Source organism: Shewanella gelidii, assembly GCF_014647855.1.
Classification (GTDB): domain Bacteria; phylum Pseudomonadota; class Gammaproteobacteria; order Enterobacterales; family Shewanellaceae; genus Shewanella; species Shewanella gelidii.
In genome coordinates, this window is the sequence record NZ_BMPZ01000001.1 from 803,592 (window position 1) to 820,205 (window position 16,614).

Annotated in this window: 9 protein-coding genes; 6 read left to right on the forward strand and 3 right to left on the reverse strand. The window is 43.9% G+C overall.

Features of this window, described 5'->3' with window-relative positions:
• Window positions 1-101 precede the first annotated feature (101 nt).
• Together IEY18_RS03480 and norR are read left to right on the forward strand one after the other, a co-directional pair.
• Entirely contained in the window at window positions 102-1,457 is a 1,356-nt protein-coding gene (locus IEY18_RS03480) for a magnesium transporter (protein ID WP_188917803.1), read from the forward strand.
• A gap of 264 nt (window positions 1,458-1,721) precedes the next feature.
• Window positions 1,722-3,296: a nitric oxide reductase transcriptional regulator NorR gene (gene norR / locus IEY18_RS03485; protein ID WP_188917805.1), complete on the forward strand. Its 1,575-nt coding sequence runs from the start codon at window positions 1,722-1,724 to the stop codon at window positions 3,294-3,296.
• Between the two features lie 59 nt (window positions 3,297-3,355).
• Here the strand turns inward: norR and IEY18_RS03490 are convergent, their stop codons facing one another.
• The 3 genes from IEY18_RS03490 to IEY18_RS03500 all read right to left on the reverse strand — a co-directional run bounded on the left by IEY18_RS03490 (window position 3,356) and on the right by IEY18_RS03500 (window position 9,495).
• Complete coding sequence (locus IEY18_RS03490; protein WP_188917807.1) at window positions 3,356-3,658, reverse strand: TapY2 family type IVa secretion system protein; 303 nt, start codon at window positions 3,656-3,658, stop codon at window positions 3,356-3,358.
• Window positions 3,659-3,707: 49 nt separating this feature from the next.
• Window positions 3,708-7,316, reverse strand: coding sequence for a PilC/PilY family type IV pilus protein (locus IEY18_RS03495; RefSeq protein ID WP_188917809.1), 3,609 nt, complete (start codon window positions 7,314-7,316; stop codon window positions 3,708-3,710).
• Window positions 7,317-8,202: 886 nt separating this feature from the next.
• Window positions 8,203-9,495 (reverse strand): bactofilin family protein, encoded by a 1,293-nt coding sequence (locus tag IEY18_RS03500; protein WP_188917811.1) that lies wholly within the window; start codon window positions 9,493-9,495, stop codon window positions 8,203-8,205.
• Between the two features lie 265 nt (window positions 9,496-9,760).
• Here IEY18_RS03500 and IEY18_RS03505 point away from each other — a divergent pair, with 265 nt between their 5' ends.
• The 4 genes from IEY18_RS03505 to IEY18_RS03520 all read left to right on the forward strand — a co-directional run.
• Entirely contained in the window at window positions 9,761-12,622 is a 2,862-nt protein-coding gene (locus tag IEY18_RS03505; RefSeq protein WP_188917813.1) for a PAS domain S-box protein, read from the forward strand.
• A gap of 154 nt (window positions 12,623-12,776) precedes the next feature.
• The gene (locus tag IEY18_RS03510) at window positions 12,777-13,556 is read left to right on the forward strand and encodes an ABC transporter permease (RefSeq protein WP_229779709.1); all 780 of its coding nucleotides are present in this window, start codon (window positions 12,777-12,779) and stop codon (window positions 13,554-13,556) included.
• A 178-nt stretch (window positions 13,557-13,734) separates the two neighbouring features.
• Window positions 13,735-15,366, forward strand: a complete 1,632-nt coding sequence (locus tag IEY18_RS03515) for a methyl-accepting chemotaxis protein (protein ID WP_188917815.1) — start codon at window positions 13,735-13,737, stop codon at window positions 15,364-15,366.
• 552 nt (window positions 15,367-15,918) lie between these two features.
• Window positions 15,919-16,614: DmsE family decaheme c-type cytochrome (locus IEY18_RS03520; protein WP_308424046.1), on the forward strand; the 696-nt coding region annotated here is incomplete at its 3' end.

Below are 16,614 nucleotides of genomic sequence, written 5' to 3' on the forward strand. Positions count from 1 at the left end.
ACGGGCACAACTTAGATATTGCTTGCTGTATTTAGAGGCCATGTAACATCAAAGCCATTGACTTATTTTAGCTTTGTTCGGACATAGGTTGAGGAAAAAACATGATCATTAATGACAATATGCACACTCAAACCGAACTTCTCTCTCGAGTGATGGCGGTTTTCTCAACAGATGACTTCACAGATACGGCAGCACTTGCGTTCATTGTTGAGTCCAGTGATGCCGACATTGCGCACCTCATCGAGTCCGTTAACGAGCAATATCGCTACGCAATCTGGAATGAAACCCCTTGCGAACGCTATTGGTCCATCTTACACCTGTTGCACTATGAAACCGCCAAACACGTCATCGGTTTTTTATCACAACCTCAACTAAGGTCACTACTTGCAGAGGCGAATGAGAAGGACATCATCACCTATGCTGAGGCATTACCTGCCGATAGCGTTGAGGATTTCTTAGAACAACTTGAAACACAAGCGACTGAACAATTACAACAAGCATTAAGCTATCAGGACGAAGAAGTTGGGCGATACACGAATTACAACATCATCAAATCGCGCCCTTCAACTACGGCAGGCAGGATTGTCGGACGAATGGCGGCGAAGCCAGACATTCAATACAACGGCATTTATGTCACTAGCGTGCAAAAAGAATTTTTAGGCTACTGCACTATTGAACAGGTCCTTCGTTGTGCGCCTGACACCCCGTTAGCCGATTTGATGGTGATGCTCGACGTTGTAGATCATCAAGTAGACATGACAACTGCCGCACAATCCGTCAATCCAATTGAAGGCGTAGCATGGGTACCCGTACAAAAAGATGGTCAGATCATAGGTGCCATCGCAACATCGCTTTTAATGCAGCGATTAAAAGAAAAAAGCCTAGAGATTTTGGCTTCAGATACCGCACAAAATGAAGAAGACCTTTTCACACCGGTGCCAATCGCCGCCAAAATGCGCGCAATATGGCTCACTGCAAATTTGCTGACCGCTTTTTTAGCATCGTGGGTAATCGGCTGGTTTGGAGACGCATTACAGCAGGTAGTCGCGCTCGCTATTTTAATGCCTGTTGTCGCAAGCATGGGCGGAATCGCCGGTAGCCAAACCCTCGCAGTATCTTTACGCGGAATGGCCTTAAACCATTTAAGTCGCAGTAATTTAAATTTGCTGTTGGATAAGGAAATAAAAATTGCGGCACTGAACGGTTTGCTTTTAGGGCTGGTCATTAGCGTCGTCGTTAGCTGGTGGTTTGATTCAAGCGTCCTTGGGGGGATTATCTTTGTCGCCATTGTCTGCAACAGCTTAGCTGCGGCTTCATCAGGCACGCTCATCCCCTTTATTTTAAAACATTTAAATATCGATCCCGCCGTTGCTGGCTCGGTCATTTTGACAACGGTAACGGACATTGTGGGTTTTTTAATATTTTTAGGTCTCGGCAGTTTGTTATTAATGCAATAGGCGTAAAACGCGTTTTTTTCACTCTTGAATTTTGAATACAATCTAGTAAAGACACCTCGACACATTCACCTCTTTTTTTGTTCTACATTTGAACACTTCAGGGCCGCGATGCGGCGCTTTTTTTATTGAATAAAAATCTATTCTGCGCAGCGCAACATTGTCACGATGACTCTGCTAAAATACAGTCAATATGACAATTGCCCGCTTGGATTGAATCGACACAGACTCGTGTGGATAGCAACTTCAGCACACTAGGGATTTACGATGGCTCTTAATCAAATCGACTTAACCCATATCGCGCTCGATATTACTTCAGGCATTTCCACCCAAGATCGATTTACACGTCTCTTAGATAAAGTAAGACAAACACTCCATTGCGATGCGGCAGCACTACTGGCATTTCGAGGACAACAATTCACGCCGCTAGCCATTGATGGTTTAAGTGAAGATGTTTTAGGTCGACGCTTTATCATTTCGGAGCACCCGCGGCTTGAAGCCATTGCTCGTGCTGGTGATATTGTTCGATTTCCTGCCGAAAGCGATTTAGCCGATCCTTACGATGGCTTAATTCCCAATCAAGGGGATGAACTTAAAGTTCATGCATGCATTGGCTTACCGCTTTTTGCTGATCAAAAACTTATAGGCGCACTGACGATCGATGCGTTTGATCCGGAAAGATTTGATAATTTCAGCAATGACGAACTCAGAAGCTTTAGTGCGATTGCCGCCGCTTCTCTCAACAACGCTTTGTTAATCGATAAACTTGAAAAAGCGGCTTTACAATCCCAGTCTTCAATCGATGACACCCCGACCCAAGATGTAAATACAAGAGTTGAATTGATTGGTCAGTCGCAATCAATGTTACATCTCAATCGTGAAATTGAAGTCGTCGCCAACAGCGAGCTCAATGCTCTCATACTAGGGGAAACAGGGACAGGTAAAGAGCTGGTTGCATCTTTAATCCATCAAGGTTCGCCTAGAGCCAAACATGCGTTGGTTTACCTCAACTGCGCAGCATTACCCGAATCAGTGGCTGAAAGTGAACTATTTGGCCATGTAAAAGGTGCATTTACCGGCGCCATCAGTCACCGCGAAGGTAAGTTTGAGAAAGCGGATGGTGGCACGCTATTTTTGGATGAAATCGGCGAGTTGCCACTCACACTGCAATCAAAACTACTCAGGGTTCTGCAATACGGTGATTTACAAAAAGTAGGTGATGATCGCAGCCGTAAAGTCGATGTGCGAATCATTGCGGCAACCAATAAAGATCTCAAAGCAGAAGTGCTTGCGGGAAGTTTCCGCGCAGATTTATACCATCGCCTGAGCGTATTTCCACTGGTCGTGCCGCCATTACGGGAACGAGAAAGTGATATTACATTGCTTGCGGGTTTCTTTGTTGAACGTTGCCGACAGAAGCTAGGCCTCGAAACCCTCAGTTTAAGCCAAAGCTGCCTGAAAAAACTCAATCAACACCCTTGGCCGGGCAATGTTCGAGAGCTTGAACATGCAATTCATCGCGCCGCGGTGCTGGCTAGAGCGAGCTCAGGCAATCAAGCGTGCTTGATTAAAACAGAGCACTTTGATCTCAGTGGCGAGCACCAAACGCTAACCACCAACAAACCACAAGATAGTAAAACAGCATTGAGTGGCAGTCAGATTAAGGCCACAAGCCGGATTGTCACTGATCTCAGCTTGCGAGAAGCAATAGATGAATTTCAAACTGATTACATTCGTCAATCGTTAGAAAGCCACGACGGCAACTGGGCAGCAACCGCTCGCGCTCTACAACTCGACTCTGGGAATTTACACCGATTAGCCAAACGTTTAGGCCTGAAATGACGCGGACTTAAATAAAAAGCCCCATACCTGTGGTATGGGGCACTACGATGAAACTTATATTACCGAACAATACGATCATCAATGGCAAAGGCTTTCGCATTACGAAATGACTTGCTGTCGACCCGGCACTCAATCACTTTTTTGACATGAAATGCTTGATTACTATTTGGCTCTTCAAGCCGTTTAGCTACAAGGCGGTTCATCTCTTTCGCCTTTTCACTTTTTTTCCAATCAAACAACATAATTTTAGGGCCAATGGTCGTATCCAAATAGCATTTGAAATCACTTCGCTCATTCGGGTTGGCCGCCATCGCTGTCACACTGAAGCTCACAGCAATTCCAAAGAATATCGTCCTTACCATAAAAATATTTCCTTAAAATCAATCGTTCAATATGTGTTCTGTCGCCATATTACTCAGCAATATGGTAATAAATTTTATTAACACCTACCCCACCGCCAAGGCACTTATGGTCGTCGGGATCACAGCCATCATCAGGGACAGGTTTGATTTTACGAACATCATCTGGCATAGCCGAAAAGTACATCGCGCCATTAGAGTCTGGATCTGAAAAGAAAATTGTCGGCGTGTCAGGAATATTTGGCCCGGTCTCTACATACTCTTGCTCATAGATGCGAAAACCTCGATGAAGACCATAGCTGTGTAAGCGCCCGCCGCCAGGCTTCAAGCAGCTATTAATAATTTCCTCTGTTCCAGGCACAAATGATGTAAAGTGCACTTTGCCACTAACGATGATTGCTGCAGATAGGCTTTTTTGTCCTGATTCCGCAAAGCTATAAAACCAGCCTCTCTTGGTTCCAAATGCAATTTTCGCCTGTTGATCATTCATTGGTGGTGTCGTCACGTCATCCAGATTACTTTTTTGTAATGGAGCAGGAATTTCCTCACCTGATTTTCCGGTGAAGGAACGAGACGTTACATTGCGATCTTGTAGCATATAAAAATGGTCTTGCCTTTTAATTCCTGTTGGATGTGGACGGTTTCCACTACCAATAGCAACTGCATCGTAAGGGACATTTTGTGAGGTTACCGTCGTTGTACTTTCACCATCCACGGTCACCGTGACTTCAGAAGAAATACTCATGATCGTTTGCGCCACAGCTGGCTCAGCAAAAAACCGGCGATCGTCCGCCAGAGAACTCCCACCTAACTGCGCAAATTTAAAACTCGTCCACGGCTTGGTCGCATCGTTAACATAACCGCTCGGCATATCAAGTCGCCAAACATTGGCACCGGTGTCAGATGCATAAATACGATCACTTAAACCATCGCTATCACTATCTAAAACGGCGACAGAATTCGGAATGCTGTCGGTTATTCCTGCCATTTTCGTATAAATGCCTGAAGAGCCGGCACCGAATTGATGAACCAGAGCGCCGGTTTCGGCATCTAAAATAAAGACGCCACGACCTTTGCTGTCATCACTTCCTAGTCCTTCACTATCTTTACTCGCGGGTTGATAACCAGCACCAAATATAAGCACTGGAGAAGCATTGCCTACACTCGTATTACCTACAGGCCAACCTGGAATTTTGGTTACGACAGGTTCAGACCAGCTTTGGCCCATTTCACTCATGCCTGTACTTTCAGCACTTTTACGCCACATGAGCTTGGGCGCATCAGGGTCTGTGATATCAAATGCATAGTATGCGCTACCACCTCGACGCATGCCGATAAACACCCACGCTTTCTCTACACCTCCAGCGCCTGACTTCACATAGGCAACGGGTGATGAGTCAAGTCCATAGACCGAATGCACTCCAGAGCGAATGTTTTCCATGAGAGGTCTAACATTAGGCAATAGTTCATAGGGCATGATGGCCCAATTCTCTTCAATTTGATTGCTGCTCGCTTTATCCTGGAACATATGTAAAAAGCCGTGATTGGTTCCAATCAGAATACGGATATCAGGTTCGGTTTTCGTACCATAGTTAATTGCAAGCGGCTTGGAATGTAACGGATCACCCATAATATTAAGACGCATTGAGCCATCGCCTTTCTCGATATCCTGACCCGCGATCCAATCAAAAGCATCTTCCAAGGTGGCTGTATCAAGTCCCATATGCCCGCCCAGCAAGTTTTGGCTACCGGCTTTTGATTGCGCGTTAGCTAGTGTCAAAGAAGTGAGCCCACCACTTGACCCAATATCACTGTAAAGGACTCTGGCTTCACCACGAGTTCGCATCGCATGAGCTGCGCCGCCTTGGTTCACCCGAGGGCCATCACCACTCTTTTTCCCCGTCGCAGCATCTGTCGTACACAACGCGCTTGGCGTCCAATACGAACAAGCGCCAGACAGTATATTTCCTTTCTTATCAAGCGCCGGATCGCCATCTCTATCTAAGAGTTCACCATCATTATTAATTTTAAATTTTTTGAGGTTACCAGACCAACTCGGACCTGGGTCAGGCAAAAACATACCGTAATAAACGGAATCAAAAGAACGGGTGCGGTCAAAGTTATTGCTGGCAATTGAGGGAGAAGTAAAACTACTATCTACATCATTAATATCGATCACAATTTGCTGTAATGCACTTTGTAGCTCTCTAGGATCATTCGCCGTAAAATACTTACCCCCACCATGCTCGGCCGTCATACTTAGCACTTCTTTAGCATCGTCTGCGCCGGCACTAAAGCCAATGGTATAGGTTTTGACGTTCTGCTGGTTGTCAGTATCAGTTGGATATACGTCAAAAGACTCATGATTCATGATTCGTGCAAGCGCAGGCATAGGGTTATCGTTTTCACCAGGTACAGTAGCCAGCAATGAAGAGTCGTAGTAAGGCAAGCTGGGTACCACATTGAGTGCTTCTTCATCGTTTGTAGGCTTGCCATCCGTAATGACGATGATATTTGCTTCATGCAAACATTTGCTTTCCGCAAATGGCGATATATATCTTTCACCACCATCAACAATGCTAACAGCTGTATCATCAGCGTCAGGGGACACCCTTTCATGTTCATATAAATATTTGGGCTGCTTACCAGCAAAATACAAATAGCCTTCATACAAAGACTCACACAATGGCGTCGCACCTTCAGCGACTAAGTCATCAATTAGTTCAAGTAGCGCCCGTCGATTATCCGGATTTGCCACATTTACTTTCGAAACAATACGGCCACCATGCCTCTCGGTTATATGGCCGCCATAGTTACTATCCCACCATCGATTTAAATTGAATGCCATCAGGCCAAAATCAACGTTCGGTGTGGAGAGAATTGTCTCCGTCATCACCTGCTTTGCAATATCCATCCGAGACTTGGACACTTTATTGTCAGTATCTGCCTCATGGTAAGCGGTAACATAGCCTTCCGTATAAACGGTAACGGCTTCACCAATACCAAATTGCGTCAGCTTAGCCTTATCGAGCGCAGCGTCACGATCACTTTCATCTGCACCGCTACTTATTGATGTATAAGGCTCTGGCGCCGATTCATTGCCTAACCCATCAATAGGAAAACCATCAGGTATGCCCGTATTCGTTCCGACAATTTTGCCATTGCCGTACATCAAGTGTTCTGTAGACTTAAAATCTTCATAACAATCGATATATTTCACACCATTGCGGTTGCCTTTCGGTAGCTCTTGCCAAGAGCCGTCGCCATCCGTAAAAGCATAGTGACGGAAAAAACCACCAAATATGCCATAAGATTTCAAAAAGCTTTTAGAGGTTTCGCAGCCGTTAAATTTGTATTTAAAAAACTGTTGGCTATCTAGCGTCGGTACAGGGTCACCACTAAAACTATAATAAAGCTTGACCTGCCCTCTAACATCAGAGCCATTCGATTTAAGGTCGACACTGTTATCATAAAAAGGAAAGACATCTTGTGTGGTCGTCATTGAACCTGACGTATCAAAAATAACTAAAACTTTAGGTCGTTCATTTGAACGGCCTGAGGACTCGTAGACATAGAGTTCAGTATCATCGGCCACACTGACTGTTGCTGTGGATAAAACAACAGACATTGCAAGGACACTTGAAATTAACTTCCTAATCATGACTTCTACACTCCATGTAAATACGACGGCTTATTTTTAACGGTGAATCAGCAGAAAACTTATCGATTACTCGTGAACGAATAGCAGCGATAAGCGTTCAATTACATAATTGCTAGACTATTGAATTGAGAACCATTTCGATGGCAAAATTTTAATAAAGCTCATTCAATTCATATTGTGCGACGAACAAACGATTAAATATAAGTTCTACTCGAACAACGCTGCATTTTACCGCACAAATTCTATCCGTCAATGCTGGTATTACCTGTATGTTACCTTGGACATTTTTTAAGCGATAGAATTTAATAATTTCTCCGCCAATAACAAAAGAGCAAACATAACCATATGATTTATGTGGCAATCAAACATGACGACACTTTATCGCAATACGTCATGGCATTGAATGTCATTGAACAAAAACGCACACGTATTTAATTGCAAAGAATGAACCTTTGCACTTATGGCATAACAATTCAGGTTTTACGTCGAGATCACACTTTCTGACCTTTTAAATAAACTTTTATTAACCTATATGAATGAGCAACCTGAGTGAGATTGAAGCGATGAGATTCAAGCGATAATATTGAGGCGATAAGTATGAGCGGTGACAGTGAAGCGCTCATAAAATTTGAAATCATTTAAGTTCACGCCGTGAATAATCGGCTCGCAACCAAAATAAAAAGACGATCTAGGTAGGTAAGAAAGAAAAGGAAACAAAAAAGCAAAGAAACAAAGAAACAAAGAAACAAAGAAACAAAGAAACAAAGAAACCGTCACATATAACTCATACCAAATAGAAAAAAGCCGAGTCACGCTGCAATATCTGAATCATTGCATCCACCTCTTAGAGAACTCGCAAATTCAATACGTGGATTTCATCAATTGTTTACTTTGTCGGCTTTAATTTGCTTTTCGGCTGTGTCTCGACCACAGGAAGCGACAAAATTGCATCCGATTGATCCAATTCAGACTTGACCTCTGCAGCCATATCAAGCTGAGCTTTTATTCGCTTTGACTCTTTATCATTTGTGGTCGATTCTAATTTAACTTTGGCATTGTTTGCCCGATTCTCTAGCGGCTTTGCTGTTGTCAATTGTGGTGCTATGGCCTTTGACTCGCTCACAACTTTTGTCTTCGCAGACGAAGGGGTCTTTGTTTCTGTACCTGTTGGTTGCTTTACGTTCGTGGTGGAGGTCTTTGTCGGTGATATAACTTTGGGCTGCTGCTTTTCTTTTTGCGCTTCAATGTTTGCGGGTAACACTTGCACGGATGCCGTCGCGTCTTTTAAATCCACCTTCACTTTGGGGCTGTCAGGCTTAGGGTTTAACGCAGCCGACATTTGGGAGCTTTCCGGAGCACCATTATCGACAACTCGCAATGCGTCTAATTGAGGCGCTGAGGTTACAGCCTTTATTTCACTGCCATGAACCTCAGCGGATAGTGCCTTACTCTGTGGTATGGCGCTTTCATTGCCATTTGCAGCACTGATACTGGTCACCGGCTTAGACTCCTGCGGCGCTTTGGGTGACCACAGAGACACACCCAGCGCACTACCGATTGCCACGACACCAATTGCAGTGAAAACAGTCTTATGTGAACGCTCGGAAGGCTTCGACGGGTTTACCGCTTGCTGTTTCTCTTCAGCTTCTTCTGCTTGGGTGGTTTGCTCCGGCGCCCTGTCAGAGTTGGGAGCTGTGTCTGCTTTCGATTCAGGTGCATCATGGTCCACTGAAGCGGGAGCAGTTGAGTGTTTTACTTGTTCGCTCGAATCTGAACCATCTGTATCTAGGGGCTCAGAGATGGCATTTAATACTGAAGAGTCGTGTGCTTGGGATAAAAGCAATTTTAAATCAGGCCCCTGAGTACGCCGGCCCATAAACTGTCCACCGGCAGCGATTTCCATATGATGGCTTGAAACATCGCCATCTACAGAACCATGACTGCCTATATATAGACGTTCACAGGTCACACTCCCTTTTAACAAGCCTTCCACCCGTAATTCAATGCAACGGACATCACCATCAATAATGCCGCTCGGCTCAATATTGATTTTTCCTGATGAAGTAATGCTGCCCTTGAGTACTCCTGCAACTAAGGCAGAATCCTGCAAGATCATATCACCGTCCATCACAGTTTCTGCGCCAATATAGGTCATTGCAGCTTTAGAATTACTTAACATGGTTCCCAACTTCCTGTTAGTGAATTGACATCATGCTAATTCATCACAGCAACAAGATAAAGGATGTTGAACAATGCAAAAATCCAGAACCTCGAACAATAGGCACAACCAAACAAGTTGTCAGCAGTATTTAAGTTTTCAATCTATACTTCAGATCATTGGCAAACGCGCTGTTTAGCAATGAGTTTGCTTAAGAAAACCAGAAAGTAAAGGGGCTGGTTATTTGAATTTATTGTTGCGGTTTCGTTCTTAGGCTGGGTACTAAATGAGTTGGTTTAGCAATCTATCACTAAGAGATCGATTTCTCATTGTTCCGATTATCAGTGCGATTACTGCGCTGGTTCTTTACGTGGTCACTTCTGTGACATTTCAGTCCCACTCTAGTGAGATCCAAAAACTACTCCAAATCGAGGTACAACATCTCAATCGGGCGCACCAGTACTCTAATGCTTTGAATAATTTGCAATACGAATTTACTCAAGTCCTTTCATCCGAATCTAATGGGAACCGCGAAAACGTCGCACAGCAGCTTGTCACTCTATCAAAAGATATTGGTCAGTGGCTTGACCAAGTCGAATCATTGGTACAACCAGCGCACGAGAATATTATGCTTAGTGCACGTCGACTACTGACGCAATACCAATCCGCACAAATCAGTCAACTCAGACCGCAGCAGACAACCAATCAACTCGATCAAGAGAATGCTCCACCTCGTGTGGCTGCACGCGCCTTGTTTCAGCTGAACAATGAGTTCCAAGCAATATCTGATGCGTTACAGCAAAACGTCAAACAAAGAACACAACAGTTAGACCAAGAGCTGGTTAGCCACAATATGATTTTTTTGGTAACCATTCTCTTTATTGTGATTATTGGGATTGTCAGTGGCTATATTGCCAAGCGGATGTCGACCGATTTACAACAAATTAATCGAGCGATGATCCACTATGCCAATGGAGATCTGCATGTTGAATTGCCGCACGTCAAAGATCATTATCTTAGCCGGGTACTAGATGCCGCCACTGCATTTAAAGCGACGTTACAAGCGAACCGTCAGCAACACGAACAGCTGGATCAAAAAAACCAACAATTGCAGCTAACCAACGAACGCTATCTCAGCTTTTTGAATATGACCACCACAGCAATATTGGCAATCAATGATGACCATGAAATTGTATTATTCAATAATGCTGCCGAGAAGGTCTTTGGATATCAACATCAAGAAGTTGTCGGGCAAAATTTAGATATTTTACTCCCCACAGAATTACGCCGGCACCACGATCATTTAGTATCGAGTTTTCAAACCTCCCATGAGCAAACTTTAGAGCGCGCATTTGATAAATCAGTGCAAGGCGTCCGTAAAAATGGCGAAACCTTTTTAATGAAGGCCAATATCGCCAAACTTTCCATCGGCAAAGAAACACTGATGACGGCGTCCATTGAAGACATCACCAGCCAAAGTCAAGTTCAAGCAGCATTGGCCGATAGCCAGCATCAGCAAAAAAGCATCCTGAACAACACATCATCAATCATCTACGTGAAAGATCTCGATGGTAAATATCTGTTTATTAATCGCGTTTTTGAAAATCTTTTCGATATTCTCGATAGTGAAGTCAAAGGCAAAACCGATTTCGATATTTTCCCAGCAGAGATAGCCCAGAGCTTTAGAGCAAACGATTTAAGAGTCATTGAAAATAATGGGCTAATAGAAATGGAAGAAGTGGTCCACGTCAACAACATTGAGCGCACTTACCTATCAACCAAATATCCACTCTCTGACCGAAACGGCAAGCTCTATGCGCTCAGTGGAATTTCTGTTGATATTACTGAGCTAAAACGCACCGAACGCAATCTCATACGCAGTGAAGCCAGGTTTCGCTCCTTATTTCAGTCAGCCGTGGTTGGCATTATTGTCGCGAATGAGAGCACTGGGTTAATTGAAGAGTGGAACAGTGGCGCGCAAAAGATCTTTGGTTATATTCCACAAGAGATCATTCGTCGCCCCATTTTAGATTTATTGGCAGAGGAATCAAAACAGAGTAAACGCAGCCACTTTTTTGTTGAGTTTGAACAAGACGCCGTTGCATCCGGTGCCACACATGAACTAGTGGGGCAGCGTAAAAACGGCGAATCATTTCCAGTTGCAGTGACGTTATCGAACTGGAAAGAATCTGATCAAGGACACTTCAGCGTCATTGTGCTTGATATTACCGCTCGTAAGGCGGCAGAAGAACAACTGAGAGAGTATCGAGATCATCTAGAGGAAATGATCGAAGAACGAACCCAAGAGCTGCAGGAATCATTTGATCATCTAACCGTTGCCCAAGAACAATTAGTCGAGTCGGAAAAAATGGCCGCACTTGGTGGTTTAGTTGCGGGCATCTCCCATGAAATAAATACCCCTATAGGTATCGGCGTGACAGCGGCCTCTCATTTATTAGATGTGTCACAAGAATTTGCCGCACAATATAAAAAAGGAGAGCTCACCGAAGACAATGTTGAGTTGCAAATTAAAACCAACTTAGAAGTTGCAGACATATTGCTATCCAATATGCATCGCGCTGCTAATTTAATTCAAAGCTTTAAACAGGTCGCTGTTGATCAATCTAGTGAAGCGGCTCGAACCTTTGAACTCAGCCAATACCTAGAAGAAATACTGACCAGCTTGAAACCCAAATTTAAAAATAAGCCCTATTCGGTTCACATCAACTGTCCTGAAGGCATTACACTGCAAAGCGTGCCTGGAGCACTGGCACAGGTATTTACAAACCTCTTAATGAACTCCCTCATTCATGGTTTTGATGGTCGAAACTCTGGCACAATAGATATTCAAGTCTCTACAGCCGATCAAGATGTCATCATAGACTACCAAGATGATGGTAAAGGGATACCTTCAGGCAATTTAGAGCATATTTTCGAGCCCTTTTTTACCACCAAGCGTAGCCAGGGCGGCAGCGGACTCGGCATGCATATCGTATATAGCTTAGTCACCGAAACCCTTGCTGGAAGCATTAGCTGCCAAAGTGAGCCAGGCCAAGGCACCCAGTTCAATATCCGAATACCGATGGCCCTAGCGCAGGAGCAATCAAAGCAAACTGCAGCAACAAACACCCAAAGCAAACTAAGCTAGTCTCCCCAAGAAAGCCAATTTTGTTCCTTCTATTTCAGTAGAAATGATCCAAGACTTGCCTTTTTCCTTCACACGAATAATGTTAAAGATGTCGAACTGTTTATAGAGCCTGTTTATACTCTTCTTTCAACGAACTCGGGTAGCGAAATTAGTTTTGAATATTGTCGAGATCTCAACATTTGAGTTAATTGCTTTTATGGGCGTGTTATTGATCCCAATAGGGATTAACTACGCCTATCGCTTAGAGCTGTTAGAAACGATTGGCGTTTCAGTATCACGCATGGTGATACAACTCATTTTTATCGGAATATATCTAGAGTTCTTATTTGAGCTCAATAGCCTTGTTGTCAACATAGTCTGGCTAACTTTGATGCTTCTCGTTGGCAGCCGAGCAATTGTCACCAGCAGTACGCTGCCTCTCAAATACTTCTATTGGCCAGCTTTCACAGGCCTTTGCATTGGACTCTTTCCCCTATTAATTTTGTTACTATTCGCTCTGCTTAAGCCCACGCCGGTTTATCATGCCCAATACCTAATTCCTTTAGCAGGCATGTTGCTTGGCAATTGCCTTACGGGCAATATCGTTGCACTAAGAGGCATGTTTGATGCACTACAAAAGCAAAACCAGCTTTATGAAGGTGCACTGGCTTTAGGTGCGACCCCGAAACAAGCGACCTTTCAATTTATGCAAGATGCCCTTAAGGCCGCACTAGCACCAATTCTTGCGACCATGGCCACTACAGGCCTCGTAACATTGCCAGGAATGATGACAGGTCAAATTTTAAGCGGCACCGATCCGATGCTAGCAGTCAAATACCAATTAGTGATCATGGTGGCGATATTCACAATGCTAAGCCTTTCAATTGTCGCAACATTATCGATTTCTGTGCGACGAGTCATATCCCCAACAGGTCGGCTAAAGTTCCTCCCCTGAGCGTCGATGGAATACCTACAGTAGCGAATCTTTATTCACAACATTTAAAATGCATCTTTATGACTTGAGTCCAATAAATTGTTTTAAAAAGAAACAACTCAAGCTTTCAACTTGTAAATAAGGTGTTCATGAATTTCGGCTGCTAGACTCGCTTGTTCACATTTGGAGGTGCTACTTAATGTCGGCTTTATTGAAAAACTTATCTATCCGTTATCAGGTTCTTTTACCTGTTTTTGCGTTGGTTGTGGTGTTAGCCATTGCCGTTGGTTTTGCGAATGTAAAATTAGAAAACCAACTTGAAGGCATGAATCAAACCACATCAAAAGTGTTGGAAAATAAGGACTATGTCACCGACATCGTTCATAACACTTTTATGCTCCGTATTAGTGGAATTTACAGTATCTTCGATAAAGATCAGCTTGCACGACTCGATAGTGAACTGATTCAACGTATGTCTGTAAATAAAGACCTTCTGGCGAAGATCAGAAAGTTTGAAGGTTTAGAAGATCGGGTCGATGCAACATCCATCGCAATGGACAATTACGGTGCTTTCGTATCCAGCACCTTAATCCCACTATTAAAACAGCGCCAAGCAGGGGATGACGTAGAAGCTGAATATAAACGCCAAACGGTAGAGTTCCGTCGATTGGGTAAAATAATGGTGACTGCCATTGCTGACATGTCAAAACAGGTCAATACTCAAACCGAAGTTTTACAGCAAGCCTCCAACACCGAGCACGCCAATCTCGTTAAATTATTATTCATAATTTTCGTAGTTGTATTCGCAGTTGTCATCAGTGCTGCATGGGTTCTTTCCGGTGCGATTGTCCGTCCAATTAAGCAACTTCAACAAATCATGGCAGAAGTTGCAAAAGGGAACTTAACCGTAAAAGCTGACGATCAAGGCTCAAACGAAATCGCAGTTCTGAATGGTGATGTCAATACAACGGTGACCCAACTCAATAAAACGGTCAGCTCTCTCTATAGTATCAGTAACGACGTCGCATCATCAGCAACGGAACTTGCAGCAGTTATGACGCAATCTGAAGCCAATGCCAAAATGGAGCAAGGTGAGATTGATCAGGTTACGGTCGCATTGAATGAACTTTCATCGACAGCCAGTAATGTCAGCAGTCATGCTGTGGGGGCTGATAATAGTGCCAAACATGCCGACGAAATGGCGCGCCAAGGCTTAGATATTTTCCAAAAGAGCCAAGCAGCCAGTGAACAGATGAATGCAACACTAGCCAATGCAGCCGATGTCGTCACGCAAGTGAAAGAGCAATCAGAACAGATCAGTAAGGTCATTGAAGTGATTCAAAGTATCTCTGAACAAACCAACCTCCTGGCACTGAATGCAGCCATTGAAGCTGCTCGAGCCGGTGAATCAGGACGTGGTTTTGCTGTTGTTGCAGATGAAGTTCGCATGCTTGCAGCCAGAACCCAAGACTCGACCCAAGAAATACAAGCTATTATCGAAGGCTTGCAGGCTCAGTCTGGTCAAGCCAACGAGAGCATGCTTTCCAGCTTAGACATTTTACACCATAACCAAGAACTCACCAGCCAAGCGAATGATTCACTTGAGTCCATCACCCAAGCCATCACTGAAATTGGCGACTTAAATACCCAAGTGGCAACGTCGGCAGAGCAGCAATCCCAAGTTACTCAGGACATCAATGTTAACGTAGAAACCATCACTGAAATCGTGAACCAAAACGTTTCTGGTATTAGTCAAAGCGCTTCTGAAAGCCAATCTTTATCTAAGCTTGCAGAGAAACAAAGCCAAGAGCTTTCATTCTTCAAACTCTAATTCAGAGCTTGAATTGAAGAAACCAGCCACTTGGCTGGTTTTTTTTGCCCTGATAAACGCTAAATACTTCCCTAAACGCACAAAAGTGACTTTAAAAAATAAGCCAACTTGTGAAAGGTTATGAAACCTTACTGCGCGTTGTGAAAATCACCGATGCAAATAAGAAGATGCGCTTGGAAATAAGTAGAATGATGAATCTTTTCGAGTTGAATCGCTCACCTTTCCATATACTTTTACATTTCCAACAGTTGCAGAATGAGAAGCAATAAAAAACTTATAATAACAGCCACTTAAAGACAAACCCTATTCATATTCATGCACAAAAATGCTAAATTCACCCCTTGACAAAATGTGATGCAAATCGCAAACCCCTTCGTTTTTCATACCTCATCCCAAAGCTCCAAATACCTCTTTAGTTATACAAAACCCTTAGCCTTAGAATTTATATGGAATTAATCGCTCCACCCAACTAATAAAATTAAATCCGTATAAAAGGCCAAGATGATGATGCAACTTCGTATCGAAAATATACTTCGGGGGATATTCATTTTAATGATGTCCTTCGCAGTTCAATCGGCCCCTTGGGACACTCTCACCCCAGAACAACTGGAGCAGCAACTTGAGCAGAAGTTTGCCGAAGGCAAATATTCTAAAAAAGGCGCTGATACCTGCTTAATGTGTCATAAAAAAAATGAACACGTAATGGCAATTTTTGAGGGAACCCACGGCCAAGCCAGTCACCCACAATCCCCCATGGCAAATCTACAGTGTGAAGCTTGCCATGGCCCCATCGGTCAACATAATCGTGGCGGTAAAGAGCCCATGATTGCCTTTGGCCCAAACAGTCAATTGCCTGCCGCTAGTCAAAACAGTGTGTGCCTTAGTTGCCACAACGATGCTGAACAAATGGCCTGGCATGGCAGTAGTCATAACCTTGATGAAGTCGCATGTAGCGATTGCCACCAAGTACATGTAGCTCAAGACCCGATTTTAGCCAAAGAGAATATCAACACCGCTTGTACATCGTGCCATTTAGATGCCAAAGCCGACATGAACAAGCGCTCATCTCATCCAATGAAATGGGATGACATGACCTGTATTGATTGCCACAACCCCCATGGGTCCATGGGCGAAAGCGCCTTAAACCACACCACTATCAATGACACCTGCTACAGCTGTCATGCCGATAAGCGTGGCCCTGTACTTTGGGAGCATGCACCGGTGACGGAAAACTGCGCCAATTGCCAC

What these genes read in the sequence shown, in the direction of transcription:
- IEY18_RS03515 (WP_188917815.1), top strand. Translation starts at nt 13,735, where the DNA reads ATGTCGGCTTTATTGAAAAACTTATCTATCCGTTATCAGGTTCTTTTA.
- IEY18_RS03490 (WP_188917807.1), bottom strand. Translation starts at nt 3,658, where the DNA reads ATGGTAAGGACGATATTCTTTGGAATTGCTGTGAGCTTCAGTGTGACA.
- IEY18_RS03495 (WP_188917809.1), bottom strand. Translation starts at nt 7,316, where the DNA reads ATGATTAGGAAGTTAATTTCAAGTGTCCTTGCAATGTCTGTTGTTTTA.
- IEY18_RS03505 (WP_188917813.1), top strand. Translation starts at nt 9,761, where the DNA reads ATGAGTTGGTTTAGCAATCTATCACTAAGAGATCGATTTCTCATTGTT.
- IEY18_RS03480 (WP_188917803.1), top strand. Translation starts at nt 102, where the DNA reads ATGATCATTAATGACAATATGCACACTCAAACCGAACTTCTCTCTCGA.
- IEY18_RS03500 (WP_188917811.1), bottom strand. Translation starts at nt 9,495, where the DNA reads ATGTTAAGTAATTCTAAAGCTGCAATGACCTATATTGGCGCAGAAACT.
- norR (WP_188917805.1), top strand. Translation starts at nt 1,722, where the DNA reads ATGGCTCTTAATCAAATCGACTTAACCCATATCGCGCTCGATATTACT.